This is a genomic window from Bordetella genomosp. 6 (assembly GCF_002119705.1).
Lineage (GTDB): Bacteria > Pseudomonadota > Gammaproteobacteria > Burkholderiales > Burkholderiaceae_B > Bordetella > Bordetella bronchiseptica_F.
The window spans coordinates 2,846,366-2,861,784 of the sequence record NZ_CP021107.1; the positions used below are offsets into that span (position 1 = coordinate 2,846,366).

The 15,419-nt window shown below is 66.8% G+C and carries 15 protein-coding genes; 1 reads left to right on the plus strand and 14 read right to left on the minus strand.

Translation table 11 applies throughout. The annotated features are described in order from the left end of the window. Window positions 1–20: 20 nt before the first annotated feature. From CAL11_RS13300 to CAL11_RS13350, 11 genes are all read right to left on the minus strand, one after another. A complete protein-coding gene (locus CAL11_RS13300; RefSeq protein ID WP_033461496.1) occupies window positions 21–662 on the minus strand; it encodes a 3-oxoacid CoA-transferase subunit B in 642 nt (213 codons plus the stop codon). Next, entirely contained in the window at window positions 655–1,323 is a 669-nt protein-coding gene (locus tag CAL11_RS13305; RefSeq protein ID WP_033461494.1) for a 3-oxoacid CoA-transferase subunit A, read from the minus strand. Before CAL11_RS13305 ends, CAL11_RS13300 begins: the two co-directional genes overlap by 8 nt. A 44-nt stretch (window positions 1,324–1,367) precedes the next feature. Then, a complete protein-coding gene (locus CAL11_RS13310) occupies window positions 1,368–2,363 on the minus strand; it encodes an acyl-CoA dehydrogenase family protein (protein ID WP_086093226.1) in 996 nt (331 codons plus the stop codon). Between the two features lie 21 nt (window positions 2,364–2,384). Continuing rightward, entirely contained in the window at window positions 2,385–3,542 is a 1,158-nt protein-coding gene (locus CAL11_RS13315; protein WP_167382493.1) for an acyl-CoA dehydrogenase family protein, read from the minus strand. Window positions 3,543–3,544: 2 nt separating this feature from the next. Further along, window positions 3,545–4,321 carry an SDR family NAD(P)-dependent oxidoreductase gene (locus CAL11_RS13320; protein WP_167382494.1) on the minus strand — a complete coding sequence of 259 codons (777 nt, stop codon included), beginning with the start codon at window positions 4,319–4,321 and terminating at the stop codon, window positions 3,545–3,547. A gap of 21 nt (window positions 4,322–4,342) precedes the next feature. Next, entirely contained in the window at window positions 4,343–5,500 is a 1,158-nt protein-coding gene (locus CAL11_RS13325) for a thiolase (RefSeq protein WP_086093228.1), read from the minus strand. After that, entirely contained in the window at window positions 5,497–5,913 is a 417-nt protein-coding gene (locus CAL11_RS13330) for a Zn-ribbon domain-containing OB-fold protein (RefSeq protein WP_086093229.1), read from the minus strand. The genes CAL11_RS13325 and CAL11_RS13330 overlap by 4 nt, the downstream gene beginning before the upstream one ends. After that, the gene (locus CAL11_RS13335; RefSeq protein ID WP_080699670.1) at window positions 5,910–6,713 is read right to left on the minus strand and encodes an enoyl-CoA hydratase/isomerase family protein; all 804 of its coding nucleotides are present in this window, start codon (window positions 6,711–6,713) and stop codon (window positions 5,910–5,912) included. The genes CAL11_RS13330 and CAL11_RS13335 overlap by 4 nt, the downstream gene beginning before the upstream one ends. Window positions 6,714–6,726: 13 nt before the next feature. Continuing rightward, window positions 6,727–7,191, minus strand: a complete 465-nt coding sequence (locus tag CAL11_RS13340; protein WP_033461479.1) for a MaoC family dehydratase — start codon at window positions 7,189–7,191, stop codon at window positions 6,727–6,729. Between the two features lie 4 nt (window positions 7,192–7,195). Next, window positions 7,196–8,167 (minus strand): Bug family tripartite tricarboxylate transporter substrate binding protein, encoded by a 972-nt coding sequence (locus tag CAL11_RS13345; RefSeq protein ID WP_086093230.1) that lies wholly within the window; start codon window positions 8,165–8,167, stop codon window positions 7,196–7,198. 65 nt (window positions 8,168–8,232) lie between these two features. Further along, window positions 8,233–9,456 carry a CaiB/BaiF CoA transferase family protein gene (locus CAL11_RS13350; protein ID WP_086093231.1) on the minus strand — a complete coding sequence of 408 codons (1,224 nt, stop codon included), beginning with the start codon at window positions 9,454–9,456 and terminating at the stop codon, window positions 8,233–8,235. Window positions 9,457–9,734: 278 nt separating this feature from the next. Here CAL11_RS13350 and CAL11_RS13355 point away from each other — a divergent pair, with 278 nt between their 5' ends. Then, window positions 9,735–10,634: a LysR family transcriptional regulator gene (locus tag CAL11_RS13355; RefSeq protein ID WP_347876369.1), complete on the plus strand. Its 900-nt coding sequence runs from the start codon at window positions 9,735–9,737 to the stop codon at window positions 10,632–10,634. A gap of 78 nt (window positions 10,635–10,712) precedes the next feature. On the opposite strand, the gene lon is transcribed toward CAL11_RS13355, so the two are convergent. The 3 genes from lon to clpP form a co-directional block, all read right to left on the minus strand. After that, window positions 10,713–13,166 (minus strand): endopeptidase La, encoded by a 2,454-nt coding sequence (gene lon / locus CAL11_RS13360; protein WP_086093233.1) that lies wholly within the window; start codon window positions 13,164–13,166, stop codon window positions 10,713–10,715. 188 nt (window positions 13,167–13,354) lie between these two features. Continuing rightward, window positions 13,355–14,659: an ATP-dependent Clp protease ATP-binding subunit ClpX gene (clpX, locus tag CAL11_RS13365; protein ID WP_033461468.1), complete on the minus strand. Its 1,305-nt coding sequence runs from the start codon at window positions 14,657–14,659 to the stop codon at window positions 13,355–13,357. A gap of 104 nt (window positions 14,660–14,763) precedes the next feature. Beyond that, window positions 14,764–15,417 (minus strand): ATP-dependent Clp endopeptidase proteolytic subunit ClpP, encoded by a 654-nt coding sequence (clpP, locus tag CAL11_RS13370; RefSeq protein WP_003812508.1) that lies wholly within the window; start codon window positions 15,415–15,417, stop codon window positions 14,764–14,766. Window positions 15,418–15,419: the final 2 nt, after the last annotated feature.

Consider the following 15,419-nt stretch of genomic DNA (forward strand, 5'->3'; position numbering starts at 1 on the left):
GTCATCCTGCTTGTTATGCGCTACGGAAATTTCAGCTCGGCATCGGTTTTCCGCAGCAGTTCGTCCTTGCCGACCCCGGGCGCCGCTTCGCGCACGATGAAGGCATCGCCCGCGCATTCGAATATTCCCAGTTCCGTATAGACACGCGTGACGGCGCTGACGGCCGTCAGCGCAAACGTGCATGATTTCACCAGCTTCGAGGCGCCTGTCTTGTCCTGGTGGCGCATCATGACCAGGACATTCCGGGCCCCCACCGCCAGGTCCATGGCCCCGCCGACGCCGCCGCCGCCCTTTTGCCCGGGCACTTTCCAGTTGGCGATGTCTCCGCCCGACGACACCTGCAGCCCGCCGAGGACGGAGTAGTCCAGCCGCCCGCCGCGGATCAGCGAAAAGGAGTCCGCATGGTGCACGATGGAAGCGCCCGCGATGAGCGTGGCGTGCTTCTTGGCGGCGTTGACGATGTCCGGGTCTTCCTGCCCGGGCTCGGGCACCGGGCCAAGACCGATGATGCCGTTCTCCGAGTGGAAGAAAATGGTCTTGCCCTCCGGGATGTGGTTCGCAACCAGGATGGGCAGGCCGATTCCCAGATTGACGATGGCATGCTCGGGCAAATCCACCGCTATCCGGGCGGCGATCTCGTCGTTCGACCAACCCTTACTCATCTCCCACCTCCACTATCCGGTCGACAAAGACGCCAGGCGTATGGACGTCGTCGGGATCGATACTGCCGACTGGCACCATCTGCTTGGCCTCGGCGATCGTCGTGCGCGCCGCCATGGCCATGATGGGATTGAAAGTCCGGCTGGCGCGGCGATACCGGAGATTGCCGTAGGCATCGGCGACGTGCGCCTTGATGAAGGCGAAATCGCCGGGCAGGGCTTCCTCGAAGACATAGCCCTTGCCCTTGAACATCCGGCACTCCTTGCCCTGCGCCAGCTCGGTGCCGTAGCCGGTGGGCGTGAAGAATCCGGCCAGGCCGGCGCCCGCCGCGCGGATGCGCTCGGCCAGCGTGCCCTGCGGCACCAGTTCCAGGTCCACCAGCCCTTCCTGGTACGCGGCGAAGTAATGGTGCGAATCCGGCTGCGACGGAAAGGAAGCGATCAGGCGCGAAACCTGGCGGTTCCTGAACAATCGCGACAACCCCAGCTCGCCCGTCCCGGCATTGTTGGAGACGATGGTGAGGTCCTTGACCGACGTGCGCGCCAGCGCATGCAACAACTCGAACGGCAAGCCGATATCCCCGAAGCCGCTGATCAGTATTGTTGCGCCACTTTCCACGACACTTACCGCCTCGTCGGCGGACTCGCAGGTTTTGTTGAGCATGCCTTCCCCGTTTGCCTGGTTGAAATGCGTTGATGTGCCGGCGCTCATAGCGCGCGCACGAACTGCACCGCCCCCTCCTCGCTCCCCATCAATGCCGCGCCGATCACCTGGTGCCAATAGGCTTCCGAGCCGTGCGCCAGCCGCCAGCCGTGCAGCCGGCGCGTGTAGAGCTGCAGGTCGTACTCCTCGGTCACGCCGATGGCGCCGTGCACGGCGTGCGCGGTGTTCGCCGCCAGGGCCGCGGCTTCGCTGGCGCGCGCCTTGGCGATGGCGGCCGGCAGCAACGCCGGCTGCGCCAGGCCGGCGCGAAACGCGGCCGCCGTGGCGATGCGCGCGGCGGCAACGTGCTCGGCCATGACCGCCAACTGGTGCTGGATGGCCTGGAACTTGCCGATGGAGCGGCCGAACTGCGTGCGGTCGTTGCCATACTGCAGGCTCATCTCGAAGCAGCGGGTCATCGCGCCCGTCAGCAACGCGGCATGCAGCGCCGCTCCCCAGGCCGCCAGACGGCCCGGCGCGCCGCCCGCGTCGCCGAGCCGGCGCACGGCGTCCTGGCGCACGCCGGCGTCCCAGCTCAGGTCGGCGGTCGGCTCGCCATGCAGGCCGCAGTCGCGCCGCCGCGCCGCGCGCGCGTCCAGCAGGCACAGCGCGCCATCCAGCTCGCCCAGCACCGGGCCCGCCAGCATGCCGTACGGTACGCGCGGCGCGCGCAACGCCCCATCCGGCCCGACACGCAAGGCGGGCGCGAAGCTGGGCAGCCCGTCGGGCACGGCCGCGCCGGCCGGCAACAGCGTGCGCAGCGCAATCGCCTGGCCCACGGGAAGCGGCACCGCATAAGCGCCCAGCGCCGTGAACAAGGGCAAGGCATCGGCCAGATCGGCGGCGGCGCCGCCGGCCTGCTCGGGCGCCATGAGATCCAGGAAGCCTGATTGCACGATGGCGTCCCACAGAGCCTGGACATCGCCGCCAGCCTCGATGGCGCGCACCACGGCCGGCCCGCACCGGCCCTTCAACAAATCTTCGAAAGCGTCGCTATACATTGCGGTCATGCTCCATCGTCTTCAACGCAGGCCCAGGCCGCGCGCGATCATGCCGCGCAGGATCTCGCGCGTGCCGCCCCGCAGCGAGTAAGTGGGACATACCTGATTCACATAGGCGCAGGCCCGCAGCAATTCGGCGTCGATATCGACGCCCGGGTCCGCGCCCAGCGCCGCTTCGATGGCGGCCGGTATTTCCTGTTCGAAGGTAGTGCCCAGTTCCTTGACCAGGGCCGCCTCGACCACCGGGCTCTCGCCGGCGGCCAGCCTGGCGGTCACCGATAGCGACAAATCGCGCAACGCGGCCAGGTGGGTGGCGTAACGGCCGACCGCCGCCGCCTGCGAGGCGTCGCCGCGGTCGCGCAACCATTGGATCCATCCGTCCAGCAGCACCATGCTGGAATAGATGCGTTCGGGGCCGCTGCGCTCGAATGCCAGCTCGGCGGTGACCTGTTCCCAGCCGCTGCCCTCCTGGCCGATGAGCGCGTCGTCGGACAGCCGCACATCGTCGAAGAACACTTCCGAGAAATGCGCGTCGCCCGCCAGGTCCGCTATCGGCCGCACGGTGACGCCGGGCAGCGACAGGTCGACGATGAATTGCGACAGGCCCTGGTTGCGGTCCTGCGGCGTGCCGGAGGTGCGCACCAGCGCGATCATGTAGTGGCAGTGCTGGGCGTTGGTGGTCCAGATCTTGCGCCCCGACAGCGTCCAGCCGCCGTCCGCGCGGGACGTGGCCCGCGTACCCACGCTGGCCAGGTCCGATCCGGAATTCGGTTCGCTCATGCCAATGCAGAAGAAGGCCTCGCCACGGCAAATGCGCGGCAGATAGAAGCTGCGCTGCGCCTCGCTGCCGAACTTGCGGATCTGGGGACCGCTTTGCCGGTCGGCGATCCAGTGGGCCGACACCGGCGCCCCGGCGCACAGCAGCTCCTCGATCAGGACGAAGCGCGAGAACGCGTCCATTTCGGCGCCGCCATACGCACGCGGCAGCGTCACGCCGACCCAGCCGCGCGCCGCCAGCTTGCGGCTGAAGCCGGCGTCAAAGCCCATCCACGACCGCGCGCGCCGGTCGGCCGGCAGCGGCGGTAATTCGGCCTTGAGAAAGTCCTGGACGTCCCGGCGAAACGCCTGCGCCCGCGCCGGCAGTTCGGCGAGTTCGAAACGGTCTATCAGTGCGGTCACGATTACAGTCCGATGGTGTAGCCGCCGTTGACCGACAGGTGCTGGCCGGTCACATAGGAAGCCGCGTCCGAAAGCAGGAAGCACACGGGGCGCACCACTTCGTCGGCCTCGCCCCAGCGGCCCAGCGGAATCTGGCTGAGATACGTATCGCGGAATTTCTCGCCGCGTATGGTCTCGGTCATGGGCGTCTCCACGACGCCGAAACCCACGGTGTTGGTCCGGATGCCGTATCTGGCCCATTCGCGCGCCGCGCACATGGTCAGCCCCAGCACGCCGGCCTTGGCGGCGCCGTAGTTGATCTGCCCGATGGTGCCGCGCCGGCCGGCGTCGGAAGAGATGTTCACGATCGCCCCCGCGCCATCGCCGCCCGCCTTGGCGCGGCCCAGCAAATGCCGGCCCAGGGCCTGCAGGAAATAGAACGACCCGGACAGGTGCACGTCGATGACCTGCTGCCAGTCGCTGATCGACATCTTGTCGATCATGGCGGTGCGGGTCACGCCGGCGTTGTTGACCAGTCCGTTGACGCCGCCAAAGGCCGCCACGCCCGCGTCCACCGCCTGCTGCGCCAGCGCTGGATCGGCCACGTTGCCGGCCACGGTGACGCAGCGTTCGTGGCCCAGCGCCTCGCGCAGGGCCGCCAGCGCGTCGGCATTCAGGTCCACCGCCACCACACTGCCGCCCAGGTCCGCGATGGCGGCGGCGAGCGCCCGTCCGATGCCCTGCCCCGCTCCGGTCACGATGACCTGGCGGTTCTCCAGCGTCAAAAGTCTGTCCTGCATGGCTGTCTCCTTCATAAGTGCTCAGATCGTTTCCTCGGTACCCAGTATCAGCGTGGCCTGGCTGGAGAGTTCCCCGCCGTTGCCGTGCGCCAGCGCCAGCCGGGCATCCGGAACCTGGCGCTCGCCCGCCGCGCCGGCCAGCTGCTGGGCCGCCTCCACCATGGTGAACAGGCCGTACATGCCGGGATGCACGCACGACAGTCCGCCGCCGTTGGTATTGACAGGCAAGGCTCCGCCCGGCGCGATGCGGCCGCCCTCGACGAAGGCGCCGCCCTCGCCCTTGGCGCAGAAGCCCAGGTCTTCGAGAAACAGAATGGTGTTCAGGGTGAACGCGTCGTAGAGCTCCAGCACGTCGATGTCGGCCGGCGTCACGCCCGCCTGCGCCATGGCGCGCGGGCCGCTGAGCGAGGCGGCGGTCACCGTCAGGTCCGGCATGTTGGTGATGTCCTTGTGCCAGGCCGCGGCGGCCCCGCCCAGCAGATAGGCCGGCCGCGCCGCCAGGTCCCGGGCGCGATCGGCGCGCACCATCACCACGGCGGCGGCGCCGTCGGTGACCAGGCAGCAGTCGCGCACCGAGAACGGGTCGCACACCAGGCGCGACGCCAGGTATTCCTCCATGGTCAGCGGCGCGCGCATGTAGGCCTCGGGATTCTTCTGCGCCCACTGCCGTGCCGCCAGCGCCACGGCGCCCAGCTGCTCTTTCTTCAAGCCATACTGCGCCGCGTAGCGCGAGGCCGCCAGCGCATAGGCGCCAACCGGACGCGCCAGCTTGTACGCTCCCTCGTAGGGAGATGGACGCATCGAGCTGACCAGCTTGCCGGCGCCACTGCGCTGGTTGCTGCCGTACGCGATGAGCGCCACGTCGCACAGGCCCGCATCCAGCGCCAGGGCAGCGTGAATCGCGTGGGTCAGGAAGGACGAGCCGCCGGTGCGGTTGTTGTCGGTCAGGCGTGGCGAGATGCCCAGGTACTCCGTGAAACTCAGGCCCGACACGAAATCGTCGGGCAGGCCGATGAACAGGCCGTCGACATCGGCCGGCGTCAAGCCCACGTCGCCCAGCGCCTGCACGCTGGCGCGCACGGCCAGGTCCAGCGACGACAGGCCGGGCGATTCACCGATGCCATAGGTGGCGGAAGCAACGATCGCGGTCTTGCCGCGCGGAAAGCGTTCCTGGGTCATTGTGCCGCCCTCCCCTGAGCGGCGCCGGCCGGCTCGAATACCACCAGCGGCTCGCCGGCGTCGTCGCGGACGATGCGCGCACGCACCGCCATTCCGACCCGCACCTCCTCGGGGCCGATGCCCTCGACGCGGCTCATCATGCGCGGACCTTCCTCAAGCTGGACCAGGCAGACGTTGTAGGGCGCGGCCGGCGGCCGCACGCGCATGACCGTGGTGGCGTAGACCGTGCCCAGCCCCGAGGCCGCCACCCACTCCAGGTCTTGCGCGCCGGTGCGCGGCGCGGCCACGCGCGGGAAGAACACATATTCGCCGCTGCTGCGCGAACGCTGGATCATGAAGCGGCCGTCGGCCAGATGCGCGAAATACTCCTGCTGCGGCAGCAGCGCGGGTGCGGCTTGGGAATGCTCGGTCATTGTTGCTCCTGGGGCCAGTGGTACAGCGGCGCCTGCTTGTCGAGGAAGCGGCGCGCCGCCTCTTGGTGAAAGGCGCTCTCGCGGCACAACGCCTGCGCCAGCGCTTCCTGCATGTAAACGGTGCGGCGGTCGGACTCGAACGCGTGGTTCATCACCGACTTGATGATGCCCAGCGCGCCGGCCGGCGCCTGCTCGAAGCGACCGGCCAGCTCGAGGGCGGCATCGAGCGTCGGCCGGCCTTCGACCAGCTGGTGCGCGATGCCCAGGTCCAGCGCCTCGGAGGCGCCGACCACCCGGGCGGAAAACGCCAGCGCCTTGGCGCGCGCCAGGCCCACCGCCCGCGGCAGCAGATACATGCCGCCCAGGTCCGGCACATAGCCCAGGCGCGCGAACACGGCGCAGAAGGTCGCGCGTGGCGAGGCCAGGACGAAATCGGCGGCCAGCGCCAATGACAGGCCCGCGCCGAAGGCCACGCCGTCGACCGCGGCGATGACCGGTTTCTCCAGATCCACCAGTTCGTCGAACCAGCGCTGCATGCTCAGGATGCGGTTGCGGCCTTCGAATACGTCGGCGCTGCCCTGCCCGGCCGCAATGGCGCGGATATCGCCGCCGGCGCAGAAATGCCCGCCGGCGCCGGTCAGCACCACCGCGCGCACCGTCGCATCGTCGCGGATCTCGGGCAGCGCCTTGGCCAGGGCGTCGCGCAATGCCATATCGAGCGCATTGCGCGCGGCCGGCCGGTTCAAGGTCAGCACGGCGCAGGCGCCGACGCGGGAAATCTCCAGTACGGACATGGTCACTCCTGCCGTGCGCTCAATAGCGCAGTTGCATCAGCCACTCGGCCACCATCGCTGGCCGCTCGGCGCCCGCCACGCGCACGTCCACCTGCCACAGGCACCGCGCTTCGTCCGGCCCCAGGTCGTCGACGCGCGCCAGGCGGAAACTGCCGACCAGGGCCGAACCGCTGGGCACCGGCGCCGGAAACCGCACCTTGTCGAAGCCATAGTTCAACGCCAGCTTGCGGCCGGGAAACTCGAACAGTTGGTGGTACCACCCCGTGATCAGCGACAGCGTGAGCAAGCCATGGGCAATGGTGGTGCCGAACGGCGACTCGGCCGCGGCCCGGACCGGATCCACATGGATCCACTGGCGGTCATGCACGACTTCGCCGAACGTATCGATGGCCGACTGGTCGACGACGATAGGCTGGCCCACGGCTGCCGGCTGTCCGACAAAGGCCTTGAGGGCTGCGATGGAATCGAAGCTGGTCTTTTTCATGGCATCAATCCGCCCGCACGCCAAGCGACTTGGCCAACGGCACCCACTGCTTGCGCTCGGCATCGATGAAGCGGGCGAAATCCTGTTGCGAGCCGGGCATGGGCTGCGCGCCGATGCGGCGCAGCTTGTCGATCAATTCCTGCTTCTGCAATGCCTGGTTGATCGCCTTGTTCATGGCGTCGATGGACGCATCGGGCGTGCCGGCGCGCGCCATCACGCCGAACCACGCCGCGGCCTCCAGGCCGGGATAACCCAGTTCCTTCGCGGTGGGCACGTCCCGCAGCTGCGGAAAACGCTGGTCATCCAGGATCGCCAGCGGCACGATGCGGCCCGACCCGGCCTGGGCCATGCATGACGGCAAGGCGTCGAACATGATGTCGATGTTTCCGCCCATCAGGCTGGTGATGGCGGGCGCGCTGCCCTTGAACGGCACGTGCGTCACCTTGAAGCCCAGCTGGCTGGCGGCGTACTCGCCCGCCAGGTGCGTGATGTTGCCGTTGCTGGCCGAGCCCATGGTCAGCTTGCCGGCCTCGCGCTTGCCCAGTTCGGCCAGCGCCTTCACGTCGGCGGTGCCCAGGTCCTTGCGCGTCACCAGCAACAGCGGCGCCTTGCCCATGCCGGCGACGGGAACGAAGTCCTTGGCGGGGTCGTAGGACATCTTCTCGTAGATGGCCTGGTTGATGACGATGGGCGCGTTGGAGCCCACGAAGAAGGTCGCGCCGTCCGGCGCCGCCTGCAGGACGGATTCGGCGGCGATCATGCCGCCCGCGCCGCCCTTGTTCTCGATGACGATGGGCGTGCCCAGGATGGCGCCGGCATCGTTGGCTACCAGCCGGGCGATCTGGTCGGCGGCGCCGCCGGCCGGATACGGCACCACCAGCCGGATCGACGAGGGCTTGGCCTGGGCCTGCGCGCCTGCGGCGCAGACCGCCAACGCGGCCGCCAGGGCCGCGCGGATGAATGTGTGACGCAGCATACTGTCTCCTTTCTTGTTTGGTGAAACACGGGAAAACCGCCGGGGCGCGGCGATGGCGCGCCGGCTCAGATCGCGCCCCGCGCCCGCAATTCGGCAATGCGCGCCGGCGCCAGGCCCAGCCGCTCGGCCAGCACGCTGTCGGTGTGCTCGCCCAGCAACGGAGCGGAACGGCCGTACTGGATCGGGGTGTCGGACAGGCGTATGGGGCTGGCCACCGCCGGCGCCTGCACGCCGGCGCTGTGCGGCAATGACAGACGCATGCCGCGATGCTGCACGTGCGGGTCTTCGAACATCTGCTGCATGTTGTAGATGGGACCGCATGGCACGTTGGCGGCTTCCATGAGCGCGACCCACTCCTGCATGGTGCGCGCCAGCATGGCCTGGGCAATTTCGGGAATGAGCGTGTCGCGGTTGCGGTTGCGCTGGCCGGGCGTGGCGTAGCGTTCGTCGGTGGCCAGGTCGTCGCGCTCGATCAGCTTGCACAGGGCGCGGTACTGGCCGTCGTTGCCCACCGCCACGATGACGTCGCCCTCTTTGCAGCGGAATACCTGGTACGGCACCATGTTCGAGTGGGCATTGCCCATGCGCCGCGGAATCTTGCCCGACAGGAAGTGGTTGATGGCCTGATACGAGCTGATGCTGACCACGCAATCGAGCAGCGACATGTCGACATGCTGCCCCAGCCCGCTGACGTGCCGGCGCTCCAGAGCGGCCAGGATGGCCGTCGTGGCATACATGCCCGTCAGCAGGTCGCTGATGGCAATGCCGACCTTCATGGGCTCGTCGCCCGGCGTGCCTTCCGGCTGGCCGGTGATGCTCATCAACCCGCCCATGCCCTGGAAGACGAAGTCGTAGCCCGGCAGCGAGGCGTAGGGACCGTCCTGGCCGAAGCCCGTGATCGAGCAATACACCAGCCGGGGGTTGATCGCTTTCAGGCTTTCATAGTCCAGGCCGTAGCGCGCCAGGGTCCCGACCTTGTAGTTTTCCACCACCACGTCGGCCGTGGCCGCCAGGTCGCGGATCAGGGCCTGGCCGTCCGGGTGCGCCAGGTCCACCGTGATGGATTTCTTGCCGCGGTTGGCGGCCAGGAAATAGGACGAATCGGCGGTCTCGTGCCCCTCGTTGTCCTTCAGGAACGGCGGCCCCCAGGCGCGGGTGTCATCGCCCACTCGGGGACGTTCGACCTTGATCACCTCCGCGCCCATGTCCGCCAGCGTCTGGGTCGCCCAGGGGCCGGCCAGGATGCGGGTCAGGTCCAGGACCTTGATGTGTCCGAGCGCCGTGTCCATGTCTGTGTCGCCTCCATGATTCGTTGGCGCTCATCTTAGGAACGGTATCCCACCCTCGTCTAATATTATTTCTATCAAATTTGATATACGTTGCATATCAAATATTCGGTGATCTACACTTCTATCCGCTGATTTCCGCTGATCAGGGGAACTGCTCGCATGCCATCCAGGTATCAACTCAGCCAATGCGATATTGAGAACGCATCGCCTACCCCGAAGGTGCTCCCATGACCGAGCCGACCAGGCCGCCTGGCGCGGGCGACGCGCCCGCCGACCCCATGCTGGACTTGCGGCGGATACGCCAGTTCGTGACCCTGGGCGAGACGCTGAATTTCCGGCGTGCCGCCGACCGGCTGCACATGACCCAGCCGCCGCTGACGGTGGCCATCCAGAAACTCGAGGCCGAGCTTGGCACCCGCCTGTTCGAGCGCGGCGGCTCGGGCGGCGTCTCGCTCACGCCAGGCGGGCATGCGGCCCTGGCGGAGGCGCGCCGGCTGCTGTTTCATAATGCCCAGTTGCTGGCGGCGGCGCGCGCCGCCTCGTCGGGTACCGGCGGCGCCCTGAAAGTGGGCTTTGTGGGCTCCACGACCAACGGCGTGCTGCAGCGCATCGTGCGGCTGTTCCGCGCCGAGTATCCCGGCGTCGAGCTGGTGCTCAAGGAAGGCACCTCGGTGCGCATCGCCGAGCGCGTCGACAGCGGCGACCTCGATGTCGGGCTGGTGCGCACGCCGCTGCTGACGCCGTCGCGCGCGCGCCTGGCGCCGCTGCTGGCGGAAGACTTCGTCGCGGCCCTGCCGCTGGGCAACCCGCTGGCGCAGAAGGCCGAGGTCAGGATGGAAGAGCTGGCGACCGAATCCTTCGTGTTCTATTCCCGCGAGGACGCCGCCGGCCTGCACGCCACGGCCATGCTGGCCTGCCAGCGGGCCGGATTCCTGCCCAGGGTCACGCAGGAAGCCACGCAGGTGCAGACCGTGCTGTCGCTGGTCGAAAGCGGCCTGGGCGTGGCGCTGGTGCCGGCTGTCATGCAATACAACCCCAGCCCGCGCGTGGCCTACCGGGCCATCGCCGACGTGTCGCCGGCGGCCGAAATCGGCCTGGCCCTGCTGCTGCCCGAGCCATCCAGCGCCGCGGCGCAGCGCTTTCGCGAAGTCGCGCTGCATTGCTTCGGCGACGACTGAAGCCGGAAAAAAAACCGGGCCCGGAATATCCGGGCCCGGTTTGCGGGTCGCTGGCCGCCGGCCTGGGCCGGCGTCGGCTCAGTGCTTCATGACCGGATCGACGGCGCCGGCCTCCGTGGGCTTGGCCACGATGGCTTCCTTGACAGCCTCTTCCTCGGACAGGGGCTCGGGCATGCGCTCCAGCGCAAGCTCCAGCACCTTGTCGATCCAGCGCACCGGAACGATCTCGAGGAAGTTCTTCACGTTATCCGGGATCTCGGCCAGATCCTTGACGTTCTCCTCGGGAATCAGCACCGTCTTGATGCCGCCACGATGCGCGGCCAGCAGCTTTTCCTTCAGGCCGCCGATGGGCAACACCTCGCCGCGCAGCGTGATCTCGCCCGTCATGGCGACATCGGCGCGCACCGGAATGCGCGACAGCGCCGATACCATGGCGGTGGTGATGGCGATACCCGCCGACGGGCCATCCTTGGGCGTGGCGCCCTCGGGCACGTGGACGTGCATGTCGTGCTTCTCGAACACGCTGTCGGCGAAACCCAGGCGGCGCGCCCGCGAGCGCACCACGGTGCGCGCAGCCTCGACCGACTCCTTCATGACGTCGCCCAGCGAACCGGTGCGCTGGATATTGCCCTTGCCGGGCATGTCCGCGACCTCGATGGTGAGCAGATCGCCGCCCACTTCGGTCCACGCAAGGCCGGTCACCTGGCCGATCTGGTTTTCCTTTTCGGCCATGCCGAAGGTATAGCGGCGCACGCCCAGGTAATCGCTGAGGTTGTCGCCGTTGACCAGCACCGTTTGCGCCTCGGCGGCTTTGTTGCCGGCCGCCTTGGCTTCATCGCTCTTGATCAGCAGCTGCTTGACGACCTTGCGACAGATCTTGCCGACCTCGCGCTCCAGCGCCCGCACGCCCGCCTCGCGGGTGTAGTAGCGCACGATGTCGCGCAGCGCGGAGTCGTCGACCGTCAGCTCGTTGTCCTTGACGCCGTTGTTCTTCATCAGCTTCGGCAGCAAGTGGTCGCGGCCGATGTGGATTTTCTCTTCCTCGGTGTAGCCGGACAGGCGGATCACTTCCATCCGGTCCAGCAGGGCCGGCGGAATGTTCAAGGTATTGCTGGTGGCCACGAACATCACATCGGACAGGTCGAAGTCGACCTCGATGTAGTGGTCCTGGAACGTGTGGTTCTGTTCCGGATCGAGCACCTCGAGCAGCGCCGACGACGGATCGCCACGGAAGTCCATGCCCAGCTTGTCGATCTCGTCCAGCAGGAACAGCGGGTTGCGCACGCCGACCTTGGACATGTTCTGCAGGATCTTGCCCGGCATCGAACCGATATAGGTCCGGCGGTGGCCCCGGATCTCGGCCTCGTCGCGCACGCCGCCCAGCGCCATGCGCACGAACTTGCGGTTGGTCGCCTTGGCGATCGACTGGCCGAGCGAGGTCTTGCCCACGCCCGGGGGGCCGACCAGGCACAGGATCGGCGCCTTGACCTTGTCCACGCGCTGCTGCACGGCCAGGTATTCGAGAATGCGTTCCTTGACCTTTTCCAGCCCGTAGTGGTCGTCGTCGAGCACGCGCTCGGCATTGCCGATCGAGTTGTTGATCTTGCTCTTTCTCTTCCAGGGCAGGTTGATCAGCGTATCGATGTAGTTGCGCACCACCGTCGCTTCCGCCGACATGGGCGACATCAGCTTAAGTTTCTTGAGCTCGCCATCGGCCTTCTTGCGCGCCTCCTTGGGCATGTGCGCGGCGATGATCTTCTTCTCGAGCTCTTCGATGTCGGCGCCTTCCTCGCCCTCGCCCAACTCCTTCTGAATGGCCTTGACCTGCTCATTCAGGTAGTAGTCGCGCTGGCTTTTCTCCATCTGCTTCTTGACGCGCCCGCGGATCCGCTTCTCGACCTGCAGGATGTCGATCTCGGTTTCCAGCTGGGTCAGCAGCCCTTCCAGGCGCTCGGCGGTCACGACGACCTCGAGCATCTTCTGCTTCTGCTCCAGCTTGAGCGGCAGATGCGCGGCGATGGTGTCGGCCAGGCGGCCGGCGTCGTCGATACCGGCCAGCGAGGTCAGGATCTCGGGCGGAATCTTCTTGTTCAGCTTCACATACTGTTCGAACTGCGCGACGATCGCGCGGCGCAGCGCCTCGGTCTCCGAACCCTGCAGGGTGTCGGGCTCGATCGGCGTCACCTGGCAGGTGAAGTGCGAATCGACGTCTTCGATGCTGTCGATGCGGGCGCGCTGGGTGCCCTCGACCAGCACCTTGACGGTGCCGTCGGGCAGCTTGAGCATCTGCAGGATGCTCGCCACGCAGCCGATCTCATAAACGTCCTCGGGCGTCGGGTCATCCTTGCCGGCGGACTTCTGTGCCACCAGCATGATGCTCTTGCCCGCTTCCATCGCCACCTCCAGCGCGCGGATCGAGCGCGGGCGGCCGACAAACAGCGGAATAACCATGTGCGGAAACACGACAACATCGCGCAGCGGCAACAACGGCAGGTCAATCGGGTCGGAAGACAGGGTCTGACTGGCAGACATAGGGGGGTTCCTCGGTATGACTCGGCGTAATGGGGGACGGGGCAAGGGCAGACCCAAGTCTCCACGTCGGTTACGTCTGATATGGGAACAATAGCCGAAAATTCAAGCGCTCGGCATCCGGATAGCGTGAAGATGCAAAAAAACCCGTTACAAACGGGTTTTCTTGCAATGGCGGTCGGGATTGAAAATCAAGCCGCCGCGTCGCGGACCTCGCCACGCCCGGCCTTCTCGCCAGAGGCGGCTTCGGATTCGTCGGCGTAGATCAGCAGGGGCTTGCCGTCACCTTCGACGGCATTGGCTTCGAGCACCACGCGGCTGACGTTGCCTTGCGACGGCAGGTCATACATGGTGTCCAGCAGCGAGCCCTCCAGGATCGAACGCAAGCCGCGCGCCCCCGTCTTGCGCTTGAGCGCCTTGCGGGAAATCGCCTTCAGCGCATCCGGACGCACGTCGAGCTCCGCGCCTTCCATGGCGAACAGCTTCTGGAACTGCTTGACCAGCGCGTTCTTGGGCTCGGTCAGGATCTGCACCAGCGCGGCCTCGTCCAGCTCGTCCAGCGTGGCGACCACGGGCAGGCGGCCGACCAGTTCGGGGATCAGGCCGAACTTGATCAAGTCCTCGGGCTCGACCTCGCTGAACAGCTCGCCCACGCCGCGCTCGGACTTGGCTCGCACCGCCGCCGAAAACCCGATACCGGATTTCTCGGTGCGGTCGCGGATGACCTTTTCCAGGCCGTCGAAAGCGCCGCCCACGATGAACAGGATGTTCGTCGTGTCGACCTGGACGAAGTCCTGGTTGGGATGCTTGCGGCCGCCTTGCGGGGGCACCGAAGCGACCGTGCCTTCGATCAGCTTGAGCAGCGCCTGCTGCACGCCCTCGCCCGACACGTCGCGGGTGATCGACGGGTTGTCGGACTTGCGCGAAATCTTGTCGATCTCATCGATGTAGATGATGGCGCGCTGCGCCTTCTCGACATCGTAGTTGCAGTTCTGCAACAGCTTCTGGATGATGTTCTCGACGTCCTCGCCCACGTAGCCGGCTTCGGTCAGGGTCGTGGCGTCGGCCATGACGAACGGCACGTTGAGCATGCGCGCCAGCGTTTGCGCCAGCAGCGTCTTGCCCGACCCGGTCGGGCCGATCAGCATGATGTTGCTCTTGGAGAGCTCGACCTCGTCGCCCTTGATCTCGCCGTGGCGGATACGCTTGTAGTGGTTGTAGACCGCCACCGCCAGCATGCGCTTGGGGCTGGTCTGGCCAATCACGTACTGGTCGAGAAAGGTCTTGATTTCGGCCGGGGTGGGCAGCTCGGAGCGAATGGCCGCGCGCGCGGTAGCTTGCGCTTCCTCGCGGATGATGTCGTTGCACAGGTCTATGCATTCATCGCAGATGAATACCGAAGGACCTGCAATCAGCTTGCGGACTTCGTGCTGGCTCTTGTTGCAAAACGAGCAATGCAGCACTTTTGCGTCTGCCGATCCCTTTTTTTCAGGCATAAGTGTTTCGTATCTCTGGTGAAGACGCGCCGGCCGGGTGACGGCCAGCGCGATCAACGCTTATCGAACATGACGGCAGTGCCAGGGTCCTGCAAGCGCGCCGATCAGGTCTGCGCGCGAGAGGTCAGAACCTTGTCCACCAGACCATACGATACCGCATCTTCGGCGGACATGAAGTTGTCACGCTCGGTGTCTACCGCAATGCGCTCGACCGGCTGGCCGGTATTCTCGGCCAGGATGCGGTTCAGGCGCTCGCGCAGGTCCAGGATTTCGCGCGCCTGGATCTGGATATCGCTGGCCTGCCCCTGGGCTCCGCCCGAGGGCTGGTGAATCATGATGCGGGAGTTGGGCAGCGTGAACCGCTTGCCCTTCTTCCCCGCCGCCAGCAGGAACGCGCCCATGCTGGCGGCCAGCCCGGTGCACAGCGTCGACACATCGGGCTTGATGAACTGCATGGTGTCGTAGATGGCCATGCCCGCGTACACCGACCCGCCGGGCGAGTTGATGTAGAACGAGATGTCCTTGTCGGGGTTCTCCGATTCCAGGAACAGCAACTGGGCCACGACCAGGTTGGCCGTGTTGTCGTTGACCGGCCCGACCAGGAAGATCAGGCGTTCACGCAACAGCCGCGAGTAAATGTCATAGGCACGCTCGCCCCGGCCCGATTGCTCGATGACCATCGGGATGTAGCCCAGGCCGGTGGGCGTCACCGACGACCCGCCGTGCATTGCCGCATAGAAATCGGTGAAACGCTGCATGG